General features: G+C 44.9%; 20 protein-coding genes. 9 read left to right on the forward strand and 11 right to left on the reverse strand.

What is annotated here, in order from left to right; all coding sequences use genetic code 11:
* Nucleotides 1–89 precede the first annotated feature (89 nt).
* On the forward strand, nucleotides 90–284 hold the full coding sequence (locus ACI882_RS01085) for a hypothetical protein (RefSeq protein ID WP_411743005.1): 195 nt from the start codon (nucleotides 90–92) through the stop codon (nucleotides 282–284).
* On the opposite strand, the gene ACI882_RS01090 is transcribed toward ACI882_RS01085, so the two are convergent.
* Both ACI882_RS01090 and ACI882_RS01095 read right to left on the reverse strand, forming a co-directional pair.
* A complete protein-coding gene (locus tag ACI882_RS01090; RefSeq protein WP_411743006.1) occupies nucleotides 285–1,358 on the reverse strand; it encodes a hypothetical protein in 1,074 nt (357 codons plus the stop codon).
* Nucleotides 1,348–2,724, reverse strand: a complete 1,377-nt coding sequence (locus ACI882_RS01095) for an adenylate/guanylate cyclase domain-containing protein (protein WP_411743007.1) — start codon at nucleotides 2,722–2,724, stop codon at nucleotides 1,348–1,350. Before ACI882_RS01095 ends, ACI882_RS01090 begins: the two co-directional genes overlap by 11 nt.
* Before the next feature lie 152 nt (nucleotides 2,725–2,876).
* Here ACI882_RS01095 and ACI882_RS01100 point away from each other — a divergent pair, with 152 nt between their 5' ends.
* A complete protein-coding gene (locus ACI882_RS01100) occupies nucleotides 2,877–3,206 on the forward strand; it encodes a hypothetical protein (RefSeq protein WP_411743008.1) in 330 nt (109 codons plus the stop codon).
* 104 nt (nucleotides 3,207–3,310) lie between these two features.
* Here the strand turns inward: ACI882_RS01100 and ACI882_RS01105 are convergent, their stop codons facing one another.
* The 5 genes from ACI882_RS01105 to ACI882_RS01125 form a co-directional block, all read right to left on the reverse strand.
* Entirely contained in the window at nucleotides 3,311–3,517 is a 207-nt protein-coding gene (locus ACI882_RS01105; protein ID WP_411743009.1) for a Trm112 family protein, read from the reverse strand.
* Complete coding sequence (yidD, locus tag ACI882_RS01110; protein ID WP_411743010.1) at nucleotides 3,504–3,761, reverse strand: membrane protein insertion efficiency factor YidD; 258 nt, start codon at nucleotides 3,759–3,761, stop codon at nucleotides 3,504–3,506. The genes ACI882_RS01105 and yidD overlap by 14 nt, the downstream gene beginning before the upstream one ends.
* Nucleotides 3,762–3,764: 3 nt before the next feature.
* Complete coding sequence (gene cysS / locus ACI882_RS01115) at nucleotides 3,765–5,150, reverse strand: cysteine--tRNA ligase (RefSeq protein ID WP_411743011.1); 1,386 nt, start codon at nucleotides 5,148–5,150, stop codon at nucleotides 3,765–3,767.
* 68 nt (nucleotides 5,151–5,218) lie between these two features.
* Nucleotides 5,219–6,076: a 6-pyruvoyl trahydropterin synthase family protein gene (locus tag ACI882_RS01120; protein ID WP_411743012.1), complete on the reverse strand. Its 858-nt coding sequence runs from the start codon at nucleotides 6,074–6,076 to the stop codon at nucleotides 5,219–5,221.
* Nucleotides 6,077–6,209: 133 nt separating this feature from the next.
* Nucleotides 6,210–6,560, reverse strand: a complete 351-nt coding sequence (locus tag ACI882_RS01125) for a rhodanese-like domain-containing protein (protein ID WP_411743013.1) — start codon at nucleotides 6,558–6,560, stop codon at nucleotides 6,210–6,212.
* 94 nt (nucleotides 6,561–6,654) lie between these two features.
* On the opposite strand from ACI882_RS01125, the gene ACI882_RS01130 reads away from it, so the two are divergent.
* Entirely contained in the window at nucleotides 6,655–6,786 is a 132-nt protein-coding gene (locus ACI882_RS01130) for a hypothetical protein (protein ID WP_411743014.1), read from the forward strand.
* A gap of 180 nt (nucleotides 6,787–6,966) precedes the next feature.
* Here ACI882_RS01130 and araA read toward each other — a convergent pair whose 3' ends face one another.
* The 3 genes from araA to ACI882_RS01145 all read right to left on the reverse strand — a co-directional run bounded on the left by araA (nucleotide 6,967) and on the right by ACI882_RS01145 (nucleotide 9,736).
* Nucleotides 6,967–8,433, reverse strand: coding sequence for an L-arabinose isomerase (gene araA / locus ACI882_RS01135; RefSeq protein WP_411743015.1), 1,467 nt, complete (start codon nucleotides 8,431–8,433; stop codon nucleotides 6,967–6,969).
* 220 nt (nucleotides 8,434–8,653) lie between these two features.
* Nucleotides 8,654–9,517 (reverse strand): arabinose operon transcriptional regulator AraC, encoded by an 864-nt coding sequence (gene araC, locus ACI882_RS01140; RefSeq protein WP_411743016.1) that lies wholly within the window; start codon nucleotides 9,515–9,517, stop codon nucleotides 8,654–8,656.
* An 18-nt stretch (nucleotides 9,518–9,535) separates the two neighbouring features.
* On the reverse strand, nucleotides 9,536–9,736 hold the full coding sequence (locus ACI882_RS01145; protein WP_411743017.1) for a hypothetical protein: 201 nt from the start codon (nucleotides 9,734–9,736) through the stop codon (nucleotides 9,536–9,538).
* Nucleotides 9,737–9,783: 47 nt separating this feature from the next.
* On the opposite strand from ACI882_RS01145, the gene ACI882_RS01150 reads away from it, so the two are divergent.
* From ACI882_RS01150 to ACI882_RS01170, 5 genes are all read left to right on the forward strand, one after another.
* Nucleotides 9,784–11,427 carry a ribulokinase gene (locus ACI882_RS01150; protein WP_411743018.1) on the forward strand — a complete coding sequence of 548 codons (1,644 nt, stop codon included), beginning with the start codon at nucleotides 9,784–9,786 and terminating at the stop codon, nucleotides 11,425–11,427.
* A gap of 12 nt (nucleotides 11,428–11,439) precedes the next feature.
* Nucleotides 11,440–12,132, forward strand: a complete 693-nt coding sequence (locus tag ACI882_RS01155; RefSeq protein WP_411743019.1) for an L-ribulose-5-phosphate 4-epimerase — start codon at nucleotides 11,440–11,442, stop codon at nucleotides 12,130–12,132.
* A 13-nt stretch (nucleotides 12,133–12,145) separates the two neighbouring features.
* The gene (gene tal / locus ACI882_RS01160; protein WP_411743020.1) at nucleotides 12,146–13,090 is read left to right on the forward strand and encodes a transaldolase; all 945 of its coding nucleotides are present in this window, start codon (nucleotides 12,146–12,148) and stop codon (nucleotides 13,088–13,090) included.
* 27 nt (nucleotides 13,091–13,117) lie between these two features.
* Entirely contained in the window at nucleotides 13,118–15,121 is a 2,004-nt protein-coding gene (gene tkt / locus ACI882_RS01165) for a transketolase (protein ID WP_411743021.1), read from the forward strand.
* Between the two features lie 200 nt (nucleotides 15,122–15,321).
* Nucleotides 15,322–16,815, forward strand: coding sequence for an alpha-N-arabinofuranosidase (locus tag ACI882_RS01170; protein ID WP_411743022.1), 1,494 nt, complete (start codon nucleotides 15,322–15,324; stop codon nucleotides 16,813–16,815).
* Between the two features lie 38 nt (nucleotides 16,816–16,853).
* Here the strand turns inward: ACI882_RS01170 and ACI882_RS01175 are convergent, their stop codons facing one another.
* The gene (locus ACI882_RS01175; protein ID WP_411743023.1) at nucleotides 16,854–17,414 is read right to left on the reverse strand and encodes a sugar O-acetyltransferase; all 561 of its coding nucleotides are present in this window, start codon (nucleotides 17,412–17,414) and stop codon (nucleotides 16,854–16,856) included.
* Nucleotides 17,415–17,581: 167 nt separating this feature from the next.
* Here ACI882_RS01175 and ACI882_RS01180 point away from each other — a divergent pair, with 167 nt between their 5' ends.
* A complete protein-coding gene (locus tag ACI882_RS01180; RefSeq protein WP_411743024.1) occupies nucleotides 17,582–18,643 on the forward strand; it encodes a family 43 glycosylhydrolase in 1,062 nt (353 codons plus the stop codon).
* Nucleotides 18,644–18,950 lie beyond the last annotated feature (307 nt).

Raw genomic sequence — 18,950 nt, forward strand, 5'->3', positions numbered from 1 at the left:
ATTTAACTTGTCAGTATATAGGCTGTCATGGGGCCATCCTACCGTTTTCACCAAAACAGTGGGTCGATTTAGAGCATCAAGGAGGTTAAGTGAGCAATATTCAGTCGTTAGCGGCGTTCAAAAAGGCTAAAACCAAAGCAAGGGCGGCGGGTGTTACATTATGTAAAAATGGCCATCATAAGTGGTCTGTTGATAAAGAAACCATTTTTGATAGCAAGCAAGGTAAATTGGTCAATCTTTATCGCTGTACTCGATGTGATAAAACCAAAGTTTCAGCAAGCTAATTAGGGATTGTCTTCTTCTGACCAGCGCTCAAGATTACCTAAAAATGTACGTGCCCGTTCTAAGTTTTGCGATATCGTTGTATTATTCGGTGCAAGTTTTTGTGCTTGCTCCCAGCTTTCAATGGCTTCCGCAATGAGGCCTGTGTTGTAGAGCTTATTCCCACGTATTGTTAGGGCTTTTACGCGCTCTTGTTTTAATTGATCAAAACGCTCCTGGTAAGCAGTTGAATCTGAAAACCCGAGTGCATTCATTTCTTTTAATATTCTTTCTGCACCTAAATAGTCATCGTTCTCAATACGATTGCTATAACTCTGTACTAGCTCGGGCCATTGGTCATCGGCTTTTTTGAGGGCATTAGCGCGTGCGATACGTCTATTGTATTGCTCAAGCTCCAAAACTTCTGCTAAGAGTTCTTCACTTAAACTGTTGGGTGCTGTTTGAATCGATAAGGTTAACGCCTCTCTGGCTTGAACGACTTTTTTCTCGTTCCAATAACGCGCTCCTAGCACGTAAAGCTCTCGCGAGGCTTGTTTGGCCGCTGTATTAAAATTGTTATAGATATTAGAGGCAAAAAACTTAGAGCTGGCATTGTAGAGCATTGATTCCTGATAAGGCCGGGCAGTTATGATGTATTTTGCCTGTGCAATAAGAATCGAGGCTTTATCCATTTCAACACGTTCTAAACGTTTATTGTCATAGTAGCGACGTTGCTCGATAAGCTCCGGCGAGCTAGGTAAACGAAGTAGGGCTTGATCAATGCTTTTCGTTGCGCCTACCCAGTCTTGTGAAATTGAATATTGTTTGGCCTCAGCTAATATCTGTTTGATGTAGTTTGAACGCTCACGTTCAATAGTCGGCGCCAACGCCATAAGCTGTTGATAGTTAGGGTGGTCGGGTTTTAGCTTGGCAATAGTGTTAAGGGCTTTGTCGTAATCGGACTTGTCGCGCCATTGATCAATCTGCCCAGCTAAGCCCGGTTGTTGTGCGTAAAAGCTGGCGCAACTCGTTAAACTCAGAACAATGATGAGCGAAATAATATTTAAAAAAAGTGTCGGCCGAAGGTTAGGTTTCATTTGTAATCTCTACTTGGTCCACTACTAAGGTATCAATAGCGTCGATAAACCCTTTAACATGAACTTGTTGTGTTTGATGCGTGCTTATACCAATGTCATTTTTACTAGCTCGAAGAGAATCAACAAAGTGACGGTCGGTTAGTATTTGCCCAGAAGGTGCTTTGTCGCATAACCGGGCGGCAAGGTTTGCAGCATCACCAACCACAGAATAGTTTAACCGTTCCGGTGAGCCAAGTAGCCCTGCCAAAACAACGCCCGACGCTAAACCAATACGAATGTCTAACCAGGGTAACTCTTCCTCTTGGCGTTGCTTATTTAATGCGGCAATGTCATCGCGAATACGCACAGCGCAATGTAACGCATGTTGTTTATGGCGTTCATCTTGTATTGGGCAGCCGAATACAAGCATTGCGCAATCGCCAATAAACTTATCGACGTTACCATGAAAGTGATGGCAGGTATTAGCAAACTCAGTGAAGTAAAAGTTGAGGACATCGGCAATCACTTCTGGACTGTGTTTGTTGCTGAAATTTGTATAACCCACTAAGTCGACAAACAAAATACTGGCTTCTACTCGTTCGCCCTGCAGTGTTAAATCGTTGTCATCACGAGACATATAATGCTCTGCAACAGAAGAAGAGACAAAGCGAGAGATATTCTTTTCTAAGGTCAATTTTTGTTCTAAGCCATCGGCCATGTTATTGAAGGCAGATTTAACGGCGGTAAACTCACCAGAATAGTTACCTCGCATACGAAAACTCAGTTGCCCAGAAGCGATGGCTTCAGAAGCATCGATAATTTCTAAAATGGGCTTACTCAGGTTGCGGCTAATGCGTACCGCTAACAACATAATGGAAAGGACCATTAAGGCAACTAAGGTAAGTGCTGAGCTTAGAATAAACCGCTGATTCTCGATAAGCTGTGTTTTGTCGAGACCAATCCACGCAACACCGCCAATGACACCATCAAAGGATATCGGTTGGTGAAACCAGCCAATATTATTGTTGTCGAGGGCGAAGCCGGGGTGTTCGGTTTTTAGTTCATCAAATAGCCAGTCTTGAGGTGGCTGAATGCCTGAGCCAGTAACAACCTCTTGATCTTTGTTAACAATGACTGTTGAGAGTACATCGGTTTGTTCGCTGATGTTTTTGACAAGCTCACCAAGTTTCAACTCATCTTTCACAAAGACAAGTTCAATAGCGTTTGTGGCGAGTTGGTTTACTAAGGTTGTCCCCATAATATTGTACTGTTCATCCATTAAGGAGAACTGTCGATACACCATTGGGTAGCCTAATAAACCTGCACTGAGAACGACCATACTGATCATCGACAGGGCGAGTTTTTGCGCAAAGGTTAAAGCGAACACGGCAAAGTCTCTTAATTAATGACACTATGTTAAAGGACTTTCAAAAAATTTCCTTGCTGCAATGCCCAAAATTGTAAAAATATGCACTAGATCACGTTTTGTGCGGCTTTGAGTCTTGTTTTACTGTATCAGTAAAGACTAAAATAAAGGCTATGTTTGAAGTCCAGCTTATTTTACCTTATCTCCTCGCAGTACAATGGATTGTAGCTTGCTTATTTGTGCCGATTCTCTGTTGGTACGAAGGTCTAAATACATCTAAATTTTGTGTCAGTTGTGCGGTTGTCAGTGGCTATTTTGTTCAATACGGTTTTTACCGACTCATGGAAGGTGCGGGCTTTAAGGAATCGATGCTCATCCTATTTAGCGCAATGGCTGCTTTTATTTGGATACATTACCTGGTTCGTGCTTGGCCGACCAAAGCATCAAAGCCTGCTATAAGCATAACGCCAGTTGTGGAAGACAATTCAGCGACAGCCAGCTAAGTAATCACTGGTTACTTTTTAATATCCATTTAGTCTTTGATTCTCATAAACTAAGCTAAACATCATGACTGTTTGTACATGATGTTTAGGTATTGAGCAGCAGATTATGCTTTTTTGCTATGCCAAAACTCAAATTCATCTTGGCTTAAGGCGCGTGCCTCATCTTCTAGCATTACGGGTATACCATCACGTACTGGGTAAGCCAGCTTTGCGGCAGTCGAAACTAGTTCTTCTTTTTCATTGTCAATTTGCAATGTTGTTTTAGTCACAGGGCAAACCAAAATGGTTAGTAGGTGCTTATCGATGAGCATGGTCATCTTCCTCGGTTTCTAAATTAAGTGGAACGCCCGGCACAGGATCAAAACCACCTTTTGCGCCCGGGTGGCATCGGCCAATTCGTTTTATGGTTAACCAACTGCCTTTAATTGCGCCGTGTTCTTTTAGCGCAATTAAGGCATATTCGGAGCACGTTGGGTAATAGCGACAACGGGGTCCTAGCATTGGACTGATCACCCAACGATAAAAATAAACGATAGCGATCAGCGGCCATTTCATGGGCTAGTTTTCTCGAACCCATTGTGTGCCTTCACGGGTATCTTTAATTTGAATGCCCGCTTGTGCTAGCTCATCGCGTATGGCATCGGCGCGGGCGAAGTCTTTGGATTTTTTAGCTTCAGCTCGCTGTTCGATTAACGCCTCAATTTCGGTTACCTGTAAACCATCGCTAGATTCACTTTGGAACCAATCTTTGGCTTCGAGTTGCGCGATATTTAAAAAATTAGTGATGGCGAATATTTCACCTTTTAATTCGGCTTTTTCGAGATCATCGTCGCATTTAAAGAAGCGATTGGTTAGGTCATGCAACGAAGCAATCACTTTAGGTGTATTCAAGTCGTCTAGCATCGCACTAATGGCAGGCAAGTCATTTAAGTTGCGAGGTTTAATTGCGCTTATGTTGGCTGCGTCACGTTTAATCGTATAAAGACGATCGAGAAGTAATTTACTTTGGTGTAACAATTGCGCAGACCAGTTCATATTTGAGCGGTAGTGGGCAGACAATAAAGCTAAACGCACGAGCTCTGGTGGCTGATCTGCCAGCATGTCACGTAACACAATGAAGTTGCCTAAAGACTTAGACATCTTCTCGCCTTCAATATCGAGCATGGCGTTATGCACCCAATATTTAGAGTAGCCGTTGCTGTGATCGGTACAGCAAACGCCTTGAGCCAGTTCATTTTCATGGTGCGGGAATAATAAGTCAGTACCGCCGCCATGAATGTCGATGGTGTCGCCAAATAGAGCTTGGATCATGGCAGTACATTCAATATGCCAACCGGGTCGGCCGCGGCCCCAAGGGCTGTCCCAACCAGGCTGGTCATTACTTGATGGTTTCCACAACACAAAATCCATTGGGTTCTTTTTGTAAGATGCAACTTCAACACGAGCACCGGCAATCATATCTTCGGTGTTGCGCTTTGAAAGTTTTCCATAATCGGGCATGGAGTCGACAGAAAATAACGCATGGCCGTCAGAGGCATAGGCGTGGCCACGCTCGATGAGCTTTTCGATGGTGGCAATTATAGGGTCAATATGGCCAGTGGCGCGTGGCGCGTGGGTTGGCTCTAAGTTACCTAGTTTTTGCATGTCTTCATCGTAAGCGGAGATGTATTTTTCAGTTATAACCGAAATATCGACACCCTGTTCGCTGGCTGCGGCATTAATTTTATCGTCTACATCGGTAAAATTGCGTGCATAGCTAACTTTTGGGTAAAGCAGTGACAGCGTTCGGTAGAGTAGATCATATACCAGCGCTGAACGGCCATTACCAATGTGAATATAGTTGTAAACCGTTGGCCCACAGACGTACATCGTTACGTGGTTTGGGTCTTGTGGTTTAAAAGACTCTTTTTTACCGGTTAAGCTGTTATGCAATACCAAAGACATGCGCTATCCATTCGTCATCTGACTAAAAAATATAGGAAAAGAATTGTATCTTAGATTTGAGACTTTTTTTAGTCTGAAAGTGCAATTGCACCTTTCCCGACTCCTTCAAAAGCTCGAATTGTCCACTCATGGTCAGGATACTCTGCTTTTATGCGATTGCAGAGGTGAGTCGCAATAAGCTCAACAGTGGTATCGGTGTTCATGGTGTAGCATTGTTCAGGGTTAAGCCAGACATCAAAACGGCCTTGTTCTGCATCATAGCCAACGTGCGTTAAGTGTGGATGCACAGAAGGTGTAACTGCATCTTCATCGGTGATTAAATAAATATCTTGAAATAGTTGAGCAAGTTCAGCTTCAACAGAGTGGTCTCGTTGACCGTCTTTTAGAATAATCACTTTAGAGCGGTGACCATGGCAAATACGCTGGCAATCGCCAAGGTGTTTTTTTAATCCATGTGAATAATGGTAAAAAGCACCGCTTATTTCTTCAATACGCAGGTTAAGTTTTACCTGCCTTACATTGTTCGGCACAAGGCTGTTGAGATGGTTCTCTAAGAGCGGGCGAGCACTGTCAATGGAGACTTTGTCGCTATCGATCAAAAACACAGAGTCGCGAGGACCTTGATAAACGAACTTAATAACGTCTTTATCGGTATAAGTAATACGTATTTCTTCATTAAGTTGAATATGCTCAACGCTGAGGCCCGGTAAATGCTCAGGAACGACAAGCGTATGGTCCATGCCGCCGTCAAGTGCTGCTTTTAGCAGTTTTTTAACGTGGCCAAAATCGAATACCATGCCTTCGTCGTTTAATTCACCGAGTAATTCCACATCGACTATCCAGCTTTCACCGACCACACCGCGTCGTGGATGGAAATAGCTAAAATCTAGGACAGTTAAATTATCAACAAACAGGCGATTCAACACGGACAAGGCGCTCCAAATAGTCAAGAGTATTTATTCAATTCACCACACAGTATAGCGCGGCGGGGGATTCTACCAGAATAAATACCCACGACTAAAGTGAATTGACAAAAACTGACCAATTAGACGGAAAATATCATTTGGCGAGCTTTTTATAAGCATTAAGACCATCTGCAATGTACTTGGCATTAACATAGCCCATTTGCTTTAACGCAGCGGCAGAGAGAGCCCCGCGATTATTGGCATTGCAATAGCATAAAATTTCAGTGTTCAAATCTGGTATCTTTCCTTCGACAATCATTTCAAGCTTGCCACGGCTAATGTTCATAGAGCCTTTAAGGTGGCCCGCCGCATGCTCATCAGGGTCGCGTATATCTAGGGCAATCGCGCCATTAGCCATGCGCTCATCTACTGTCTCGGGAAGAATGCCTTCCACTTCCGATTGAGCTTTATCCGCTAATGCTTGGAATTTTTCAGTATACTGCATCGTTAATCTACTCTTCTTTAAATTAGTTTTATCTAATATATAGAAGAAGTTCAAATATTTCAAACTTTAATAACTTTACGTGTGAGACAGAATCTTGAGAACACCACTGATTACCCGCCAAGGGTACGAAAACTTACAGCAAGAGCTTAATGATTTATGGCGAGTTGAGCGGCCAGATATCACCAAGAAAGTTACCTGGGCTGCAAGCCTCGGCGTATATTGCTAACTTTATGAGATTATCGGGGCTACCTGGTACATCCTTGGCTGTCTCAAAAGACAATTCCATAGCAAAAAAAACACGGCGGTGAGTTGCATTAACCTGAACTAGGTTCAAAAAAACCCTTCTGCCTTTTTAGAGCAGAAGGGCAAAGTTTACCGACTACAGTAGACTATGAATCTTTTTCCGTTAGAAGCTTGAGCGTTTCAAATCGTTTTTAAAATCACGAATGGTTGTGTCTTTATCAATAATACACAGCTCTACGTCAGCCATTTCTGCATAAATTTCAATGACCTCAGTGGGTACTGATGAGGTATAGGCACTGTGATGAGCTCCGCCGGCTAAAATCCAAGCATGTGCCGATGTTTTTAAATCTGGCATCGGTGTCCATAACGCGTGTGCGACGGGTAAGTTTGGTAACGAATCCGGCGGAGTCACGGTATCGACTTCATTTAAAATAAAGCGGAATCGATCGCCAAGATCAATGGTCGTTAAGTTCCGAGCGGGGCCGGCTTGCGCTGTGAAGATGAGTCGAGCAATGTCCTCTTTAACACCAATGGTATGGCGTTGAATGTCGAGTATCGGTTTGTCATTGGTAATGCTTGGGCAAACTTCCAGCATGTGCGCACCCAGTACCTGCCCTTGCTTGCCAAGGTGATAAGTGTAATCTTCCATAAAGGAGGTTCCACCAGGTAAGCCTTGTGACATTGCTTTCAAGATGCGAACCATGGCAGAGGTTTTCCAATCTCCTTCACCGCCATAGCCATAACCTTTAGCCATTAATCGTTGCGTCGCTAAACCGGGCAAGCCACTTAGGCCTGTCAAATCTTCAAAGGTGTTGGTAAACGCCATGCATTGTTTGTCGGTTAGGAATCGCTCCATGCCGATTTCCAAACGTGCTTCATTCTTAAGGCGCAGTAGCTTCTCTTCATCTTTAAGTGAGAACGCTAAGGTATACTCTGAACCGTATAGGTCGACTTGGCGAAGAATGTCTTGCTCTGAAACTGCGTTGCAGTACTCAACCAGTTTACCGAGACCATAAGCATGAACTTCGTAGCCAAATTGAATTTGTGCCGATACTTTATTGCCTTCTGTAACGGCAACTTGTCTCATGTTGTCACCAAAACGCGCTACTTTTAAGTTTTGGCTTTCGTTCCAACCCATTGCTGCGCGCACCCAATGTTGCAAATCTTCATGCACGCTCGGGTCTTGCCAATGGCCGACAGTAATAAACCGGTTAATGCCCAATCGAGTACCGATAAATCCGAATTCGCGACAACCATGAGCGCTTTGGTTCAGGTTCATAAAATCCATATCAATGGACTGCCAAGGCAGTTCAGCGTTGAATTGGGTATGCAGATGCATCCAAGGTTTCTGCAGTGCTTGCAAACCCTTGATCCACATTTTCGATGGCGAGAAGGTGTGCATCCAGAAGACAACGCCTATGCACGATTCATCAAACGTTGCTTCTAAACACAATCGTTGAATTTCTTCTGGCGTAGTGGCAATAGACTTGAAAGTCAGTGGAACGGGTAAGTTCGCGGTGTCATTCAGCCCTGAAACGATGACTTGGCTGTTTGCTGTAACCTGCTTTAAAACGGTATCACCATACAGATGCTGAGAACCGGTGATGAACCAAATAGATTTTGTCGACATAGAAAACGCTCCTGTAAATAGCAGACTTAAATTCGCTGCAGTATTAGCACTAGTGTCGATCAGGTCGGAACGGAGATGAATAGACGAACAGATTAGTTATATGGACAAAATGGTTTACGGCACTGTGGATTAAATCGATTGATCATTCTGCATACGGAAGCACAGAGATTGTAGGGCAGCGAGTCAAAAGCACAGACAGTTGACTCGCTAGAAATATGACCTAACGTTGACTCTGGCGAAACTCTCTCGGGCTTTCACCGAGGTTCTTTTTAAAGACACGAGAGAAGTACAACGCATCCTGATACCCCAAATACTGCGCAACCTGATTAATGGCCAGATCCGTCGTGATCAATAGTTGACGAGCAAGGGCGATACGTTGGTCTTCTATCCACTGCCGAACAGACACGTCTTTTTGTTTCTTAAATAGATGGGAAAAACGAGATTGAGACATACAGGCGACTTGTGCCAGTTCGTCGATAGACAGCTCGCGGGCTATGTTTTCATGAATAAACTGACATGCACGCAATATTCTAGGGTCGATTGGGCTCATTGGCTTTGAATTGTCGAGTACTCGGCATCGGATGAGTATCTGTTCGAGTAAGTTCAAGCTTAACTCTTCAGAGAGCATGCTGTTTTGGTGGCACGTATTATCGATTGATTGAAAAAGTTCATCGATGGTTGAAATCAAACCTTCAGATTTTTGCTTTCTTGGCGAAAGAAAACCGACGTTACTGCATTTGTCTGTCCAATCGAGCCACTCGTACCAGGTTGCGCGAGGTCGAAAGAATACCCAGCGGTGATACCAATTGTGGTAATCCGGGTGTCGACCGTAATCATGCACGGCACCGGTAGGGATGATCATCATGTCGCCTTTGGTGACGGTTCGCTCGTTTTCTGTATTGGGGAAAACCAAGCCTCCACCAGAAACGGTGATATTAATGATATACCCCTTCAAACCAGAAGGACGGTCAATCCAAAAATCCAATTCGCCGTCTTTGACGATCGGGGTAATGCCCGCCACTAAGTGCGCGTTGAACGGGTATCCGGGTTTTAATGGATCAGTATTTGGCATCGCTTGTGTCATACCTCGTCTGCCTTATATTTATTTTCTAGCCAATATATCCATAAATGGGGTGCTTGTCTCGTTTAGATATTTTTGGATGATCACGGTGTTTTTACGCATTAAGTGCTTGAATTTTAGCGGTTTTTGGCCCGTTTTTGTTGTTTTTACAGCTTCTAATGGCGTTAATTTGCCCGAAAAATCAATATAAACAGCACGAATCTCTATAACGAATTTTTCCATGTAGCGGCACAGTAGATCGCAAAGATTCTAATGAGAAGGAAACCCTTATGTCTGCTTATGTTGCAGGGCTCGACTTTGGCAGCGATTCCGTTCGATGGCTAGTCGTTGACGCCGCCACGGGAGCCGAAATTGGTTCAGAAGTCGCTTACTACCGGTCCTGGATGAATGGTGATTATTGTGTCCCAACCAAACAACAATATCGACAACACCCTAAAGACATCTTGAGAGCGTTAACGAGTGCTGGTGTCGCCCTACGTAATACGATCGGAGACGAAGTATTTCAAAATATTAAAGCCATTGGTGTCGATACCACGGGTTCAACGCCGATTGCCATAGATAAATACGGAACGGCATTGAGTTTGCGTGAGGAATTTTCCGAAGATCCAGATGCGATGTTTATCTTGTGGAAAGATCATACCTCAATCGAAGAGGCCGAGGAGATTACTCGTGTGGCCAAACAAGGAACGGTCGATTACACGCGTTTCGTGGGCGGCAGTTATTCTTCGGAATGGTATTGGGCAAAACTGTTGCGTGTGTTGCGGAACAATAAGAAAGTGTCTGATTCAATCCATAGCTTTGTCGAAATGTGCGATTGGGTTCCAGCGATCTTAACGGGAACCACCGCGCCTAAACATTTAAAGCGATCTCGTTGTGCAAGTGGCCATAAAATTTTATGGAACGCTTCTTGGGGTGGCTTGCCACCGCGAAAATTCTTTTCTTTGTTTCATCCAAAAATGTCTGAAGTGCGTGACAACGTGGGAGATCAATCCTACACCAGCGATGTGAGTGCCGGTATTGTTACTGACGAGTGGCAGAAGAAATTAGGTTTGTCTTCGGATGTTGTTGTCGCAGTTGGTGCATTCGATGCGCACATGGGAGCACTGGGCGCCGGCGCAAAAAGCAATGAACTCGTAAAGGTTATTGGCACCAGTACCTGTGACATCATTACTGCAGACTACGATGCATTAGGCGAAAATTGTGTCGCTGGCATTTGTGGTCAAGTCGATGGCTCGGTGATACCTGGCAAGATTGGTTTGGAAGCTGGGCAGTCTGCATTTGGTGACTATTATGCTTGGTTTAAAAACACCATGACTTGGTCGCTGTCCTTGGCCGGTTTATCCGAAACTGAGATCACCAAAGCCAGTGAAAGATTCTTACCAGAGCTCGGTAATCAATTGACGCATTACTCACCAAACTACAAAGCGCCGCTTGCTCTAGATTGGATTAACGGTCGCCGCACGCCCGATGCAAACCAGAGACTAACCGCCGCGTTCTTCGGAATGAATTTGGGCAGTTCAGTACTGGATTTATTCCATGCCGTTGTTGAATCAACCGCCTTTGGCGCTAAAAAAATAAATGATACGTTTGAAGACCAGGGTGTAGCCATCAACAAAGTTATCGCCATTGGTGGTATCTCGCGTAAGTCAGCGTCGATTATGCAAATTTGCGCCGATGTTTTTGGGAAGGCCGTTGAAGTTAAAGCGTCTGATCAATGTTGTGCCTTGGGTGCAGCCATCTGTGGGGCGGTAGCAGCGGATATTTATCCATCTATGGAAGCCGCCATCGAGGCATTAGCCAGTGATACCGAAGTTTCGTATACGCCTCGAAAAGAGGAATCCAAAGTGTATCGCTTACGCTATCAGCAGTACCTTCAACACGCCTCTTATGTTGAAAGTCGCATCAAGAATTAAGGAATCGAGTCAATGAATCTTTCCGAATTAAAAGAGCAGGTGTTTAAAGCAAACCTAGCGATTGTTCGTCATGGCTTGGTGACCTTTACATGGGGCAATGTCAGCGGTATCGATCGCGATACGGGTTTGTGGGTGATAAAACCCAGTGGTGTCCCCTATGAAAATATGACGGCCAATGACATGGTTGTACTAGATCTTGAAGGTCGAGTAGTCGATGGCGAGTATAAACCCTCGTCAGATACGCCAACCCATTTAGAATTGTATCGTACCTTTCCGGAAATAGGCGGCATTGTGCATACCCATTCTTCTACGGCTACTTCATGGGCGCAAGCAGGGAAAAGCATCCCTGCTTTGGGCACCACCCACGCTGACTATTTCTTTGGCGACATTCCGTGTGCCCGTGCACTGACCGATGAAGAAATCAACGGTGACTACGAAGCCAATACAGGCAAAGTCATCATTGAAACAATGGGCAATGTGCCACCGCTATCTATACCAGGCATGTTAGTCCGTGAGCATGCGCCGTTTGCCTGGGGTAAAGACGCCGACAACGCTGTGCACAATGCAGTTGTGATTGAAGAGGTTGCCAATATGGCACTGAAGACTCTTGCGATCAATCCGGCTGTTGCGCAAATAAATCCAACCCTATTAAATAAACACTACCTGAGAAAGCATGGGAAAAATGCTTACTACGGGCAGAAATAGAAGGAAATAAAAAGTGAATCAACTGGAACAACTTCGTCAGTTTTCAACCGTCGTTGCAGATACTGGCGACACCAGTCAGATCCGTGAATTTGAACCAACGGATGTCACCACCAACCCGTCGCTCATATTAAAAGCAGCACAACTGCCCGATACCGCGAAGGTCATCTCACGTTGTGTTGCACAAGCAAAAGCAAAAGATTCGGTTCAATGGCAAGATGACGCAGTGGATTTAATCGCTGTCGAGTTTGGCGCGGAAATGTCAAAGCTCGTGCCGGGATATGTCTCTACCGAAGTCAACGCACGTCTTTCATTTGACACCAACGCAATGGTTGAAAACGCACATCGCATCATCGGCTATTACAAAGACCTTGGTATCGATAAATCACGAATATTAATTAAGTTAGCCGCAACGTTTGAAGGTATTGAGGCAGCACGGCAACTAGAAGCCATCGGCATTAAGTGTAACGTCACTTTGGTATTTCATAGAGTGCAAGCCATTGCCGCTGCGCGCGCAGGCGCATTCTTAATTTCGCCTTTTGTGGGCCGTATTCAAGATTGGTACAAAGCCTATGGTGAGTTACCCCAAGCCCCTGAGAAAGATCCTGGCGTGCAATCGGTTAAAGGAATTTATCAGTTCTTTAAGCACAACGGTTATTCGACTGTGGTTATGGCAGCAAGTTTCCGTTCAACTGACCAAGTTTTGCAGCTTGCTGGTTGTGACAAGTTAACCATTAGCCCGGCATTGTTAGCGAAGTTAGCAGTGAATGATGGCCCGGTACAAGATAGCATTACCACCGGTATCGTACAGCCATTTATTGATGTGGACATCGCAACCGATGAAGCTGAGTTTCGTTGGGCAATTAACAATGACCCAATGACATCTGACAAACTTGCCGAGGGCATTCGATTGTTCAACCAAGATCACCAGACATTGCGTAATTTGCTTGAATCTTTCTAATTCAATTTAAAAATAGGAATACATACCATGCCTAAGGCACATACTTTGGCGAATGCTATTCGCGTTCTCAGCATGGACGCCGTGCAAAAAGCTAACTCCGGGCACCCTGGGGCCCCCATGGGAATGGCGGACATTGCGCACGTGCTGTGGAACGACTTTTTAAAACACAACCCTAAAAACCCTTCATGGCCAGACAGAGATCGCTTTGTTCTCTCGAATGGTCATGGTTCGATGCTGATTTATTCATTACTTCATTTAACTGGCTACGACGTTAGTATTGATGACTTAAAAAACTTCCGTCAGTTTGAATCGAAAACACCTGGTCATCCTGAATATGGTTATACACCAGGCGTAGAAACCACGACCGGTCCACTAGGGCAAGGCATTGCAAATGCCGTTGGTATGGCGTTGGCTGAAAAAGTATTGGCGGCAAAGTTCAACCGTCCAAATTACGACATCGTAAATCACAATACTTATGCCTTTATGGGTGATGGCTGCATGATGGAGGGTATTTCACACGAAGCCAGCTCATTGGCGGGCACGCTCGGGCTAGGAAAACTGATTGCATTTTACGATGACAATGGCATCTCGATTGATGGCGAAGTTGAAGGTTGGTTTACTGACAATACGGTGCAACGTTTTCAGTCATATGGTTGGCAAGTGATCCCGAATGTTGATGGTCATAACCCGGAAGAAATCCGTCAAGCGATTGAAACCGCTCGAGCCGAAAGTGATAAACCGACGCTTATTTGTTGCAAAACCATTATTGGATTTGGTTCACCTAACAAACAAGGCAAGGAAGATTGTCATGGCGCCCCCTTAGGTGTTGAGGAAGTCGCTTCAGTGCGTCAACAGTTAGGTTGGACGAATGGACCCTTCGACATTCCAGAAGATGTTAAAGACGCTTGGGATGCATCCGCTACTGGAAAATTGGCAGAAGCTTCGTGGCAAGAAGTGTTTGCTGCCTATGAGAGGGAATACCCGGAACTGGCGAGTGAATACACAAGGCGCATGAGTGGTGAACTCCCAGATGACTTTAGTGATTTTGCCGATGAGTACATTGCCGATGTGCAAGCCAAGGGCGAAACCATTGCGAGTCGTAAAGCGTCTCAAAATTCAATAGCTGCACTCGCACCAAAATTACCTGAGCTGTTCGGCGGCTCGGCTGACTTGGCAGCATCGAATCTTACACTGTGGCCAGAAGCAAAAGGCATTTCAGCGAACGATGCCGATGGTAATTACTGTTTCTACGGTGTACGTGAGTTTGGTATGACCGCTATTCTGAATGGCATCTCCGTTCATGGTGGTTTCAAAGGGTTTGGTGCTACGTTCTTTATCTTTATGGAATACGCACGCAACGCCTTGCGTATGGCTGCGTTGATGAAGTTGCCAGTAATCCAAGTTTACACTCACGATTCTATTGGTCTGGGTGAAGATGGTCCAACGCATCAGCCCGTAGAGCAATTGGCTGCATTGCGTGCAACGCCAAACTTAAATACTTGGCGCCCGGCTGACGCAGTTGAAACAGCCGTGGCATGGACTCAAGCAATTGTTAGCACACATACGCCTACCGCTTTGGTTTTTTCTCGTCAGGCGTTACCTCACATAGATCGAAGCGCAGCACAATTGGCCAATGTCCGTAAGGGCGGTTACGTATTGAGGTCTACTGAGCAACCGGACGTTGTGCTAATTGGCACAGGCTCAGAAGTGTCGTTGGCATTAAGTGCCGCTGAAAAGTTAGAAGCGTTAGGGCGTAAAGTGCAAGTGGTTTCAATGCCATGTACCGATGTGTTCGATCAACAAGATGCACAGTATAAGGACAGTGTTCTACCAAAAAATGTGAAGCGATTTGCCATTGAAGCGGGTATCAAAGATTGTTGGTACAAGTATGTCGGGTTAGATGGCGATGTTGTTGGAATGAATAGTTTCGGGGAATCTGCGCCAGCCGCACAACTATTTGAACACTTTGGTATTACCGATCAAGCGCTGGTCGACCTAGTTGAATCTTCGCTTAACGTCAGTAGAAGTTAAGCATCGGTATTCAGACAGCAGCGCAAAGCGCTACTTTTTATTACTTGTTCACATTGCTTTTTCGGAAATTATACACGAGCTTTTTAATAAAAATTTCAAGAGAGTTCTACGTCAAGGTTTATTAATAGATCGTCAGCCGTGAAATGCAAGATGTGTTCACTTCTCCTAACAAGAAAGTGTTTGAGATGGACCAAAAGTATATGAAAAAAATTCAATGCTTTGTTAGTAAGCACAATAAAATTTCTGATATTGATGATCGAGTTTACGGCTCGTTTATTGAGCATATGGGACGCGCAGTCTATACAGGTATATACGATCCTGATCACCAAAGTTCAGATGAGCAAGGGTTTCGTACCGATGTTATAGACGCGATTAACGATTTGAACGTTCCGGTGGTGCGATATCCTGGCGGAAATTTTGTATCGGGATACGATTGGAAAGATGGCATTGGGCCAAAGGTAGAGCGTCCAACGCGGCTAGACTACGCATGGTTCTCTATTGAAACAAACCAGTTTGGCATAAATGAATTCGCGGATTGGGCAAAAAAAGCCGGTACACAAGGCATGATAGCGGTGAACTTGGGAACAGGAACACCACAGGAGGCGGGCTACCTTGCTGAATACTGCAATCTACAAAAAGGCACCTATTGGAGCGATAAACGTATCTCTCATGGCTATGAACAGCCGCACAATTTTAAAGTGTGGTGCTTAGGTAATGAAATGGATGGCCCTTGGCAAACTTGCGCGATGACCGCCGATGAATATGCCAAGAAAGCTCGCGAAACTGCAAAAATTTTAAAGTGGGTCGACCCAGATATTGAACTGGTGGCTTGTGGCAGTTCATCGAAGGAAATGGCGACCTTCCCTGAATGGGATCGCACCGTCCTTGAAATTTGTTACAACGAAGTTGATTTTATCTCGCTGCACCGTTATTACGAATATGAAGGCGATAAGCAAAGCTTCCTTGCCGCCTATCACGATTTGGATGATTTTATTGGCACCATTAAAGCGACGGCTGACTATGTGAAAGCACAGCAACGCAGTGATAAGGTGATGATGCTCAGTCTAGATGAATGGAACGTCTGGTACATTAAACACATGGATCAAAAACGCTGGCAGTGGGCACCTCCAATTGCCGAGGATGTTTATTCACTGATGGATGCGCTTGTCGTGGGAGGCTTGCTAACCACCATTGTTAACAACGCAGACCGAGTTAAAATGGCCTGCTTGGCACAACTGGTTAACGCGCTTGCCCCGATCCATACCGATGCAAACGGTGGTGTACTCAAACATGCTACTTACTATCCATTTCAACAAGTAAGTAACTATGGGCGAGGCGCTGTTTATAAAAATACCGTCGATTGCGATGCTATCCAAACTGAAAAATATGGCAAAGTCGCAGAAGTTGCCACACTGACAACGTTTGATGAGGCTGCGGGAGAACTGGCATTTTTCGCTTTAAATATTAATTTAGATGAAGACATCGACTGTCATTTAAATATAAGTGAATTTGGTGAATTGACCATGATTGATCGACAGGTCATGCAAGGTGCTGATTTGTTCGCGGTCAACAGTTTTGCGGAACCTAGTAATGTTGTACCAAAGGCAGAGACGGTCACTGAGGGAAAGGCGACTCAATTTCAAGTCACTCTGCCAAAAGCAACTTGGACGATGTTTCGATTCAGAGTTCAGTAATTGAGTGCCTGCTTCGTGCTGAACTGAATAACGCCGGTTTAATCGCCGGCATTTAGTTGTTTGATAAACTTGGCAGGGTTGCCGGCATACAACGTATCGGCGGGTACATCTCGTATCACGACAGAGCCAGCACCGATCACCGCACGGTCGCCAATGGTGACGCCAGGGCATATAGTCACCTGACCGCCGATCCAACATTCTTCACCGATGGTGACCGGTGCGCAATCTTCCCATTCCCTTCGCTCTTTAACTGCCAGTGGGTGTCGCGCGGTATAAATATGAACCCCCGGTGCAATGAGTGTTTTACGCCCGATTGTAACTTTTGCACCATCTAATATGGTTGCTCCGAAGTTGATAAATACCCCCTCATCAGCAACGATGTTTTCGCCATAATCGCAATAAAAAGGTGGTTCTAAATGAAGATCGCCTGCAGAGTTCGGGCATAACTCGCGCATCGTCGATTCAAAATTTTCCGTATAGTATTCGGTAACATTCAATCTGTGTAAGATATGTTTAACGCGTTTTCTTAGTTCAATCATCTCTTGGCAATGTGCGTCGTAGGCCATACCGGCTAACATTTTTTCCATTTCGGTTTTCATTTCGTTTCCTCGTCGATGCTTTGCTCTCACCATACTGTTTTGATCGACGAAGTATTAGCGAAAAACTCACTGCATACATGTACTGCACAGCTATGTCGTTCATGTTGAATTTACCTGGCGTGTTCTGCATTGCACACTCACACAAATTTTAATTGTGAGAAAAGCCTGTGCGTCAAATTACCCTTTCACTTTGTTTATTACCATTGTTCACTGGTTGTACCTTATTAAACACCGCCTCAGATCAAGACAACGAAATTTCAAACACGTCGCAAATGCCGATGACCACAGCGGACAGTCAGTGGCCGCTAACGGGCGAGCTTTTTACACATGACCCTGCCATTGGCATAGACGGAGACACTTGGATTTCCTTCTTTACAGCGAATGGCATCGGTCTGAATGTTTCGAGTGATGGTGGCCATACTTGGCAGAAAACGGGCCGACCGGCAATCCCTTGGTCACAGCTTCGTCAAGTTCGAGACGCATGGTGGAAGCAAACTGTCCCTGCTTACAGTGGTACCAGTGTCTGGGCGCCGGATGTTTTTCAAACCGAAAACCGTGATTACCTTTATTATTCCGTCTCTACATTTGGTCAAAACCAATCAGCGATTGGGTTGCTCTCGGCCGATTCTTTAATTGACGGCGAATGGGTTGATGAAGGCTTGGTACTCGCAAGCGCGCAGAATGACGGCTTCAATGCTATTGATCCAAATGTGTTTGAAGATCCAGAAACAGGTAAATTATGGATGGCGTTTGGTTCGTTTTGGAGCGGCCTTAAACTAGTCGAACTTGATCAAAAAACAATGAAGCCTAAAACAAATTCAAACTACCTAAGTTTGGCTTCCCGACCAGGAGTGACACATAACCCGATTGAAGCACCCGCACTGGCTTATAACGATGGCCATTATTACTTGTTTGCATCGATTGATCGCTGCTGTGCCGATTCAAATAGTACCTACAAGATTATTGTTGGTCGTTCAGAATCAGTAACGGGTCCATATGTCGATGATCTGGGTATTAAAATGGTCAATAGCGGCGGCAATTTACTTTGGGATAACCAGTCTGCAGGACGTGTGCAAGGGTATGGTGGCGGCCAAGATGTCTTTCAGTTGCCGGATGGCACCTGGGCGATGGCATGGCACATATACAACGCAGACCATAATGGTTACCCAGAACTAGTAATCGCAAGCATTCGCTTTGTCGCGGGTTGGCCAGTGTTAGCGTCTGACTGAGCCTTGCGTTGAAACACTCAAAATTGGGTCGCTTCAGCGGTGGCAATGTGTGCCAACTCGACAAGAGTGCCAACCGTTGAAGTTACCAGTGTTCGAATCATCTATTCCCGTATTGTCCATATAAATGGCATAAAATTCCTACCCGACTAATAATATTAGTAATATTATGTTCTCAGACTAAATAATAAAGATAAGAATCACAGCGGTTGCAATACCGCCATTGGAGAATATTCATGGTATCCGGTTATATTCGCACACATACCGTTCACTTAAGGCACCGACAATTGCCTATTTTTACAGGGGTTGA

This window comes from Reinekea sp. (assembly GCF_046710285.1).
GTDB lineage: Bacteria > Pseudomonadota > Gammaproteobacteria > Pseudomonadales > Natronospirillaceae > Reinekea.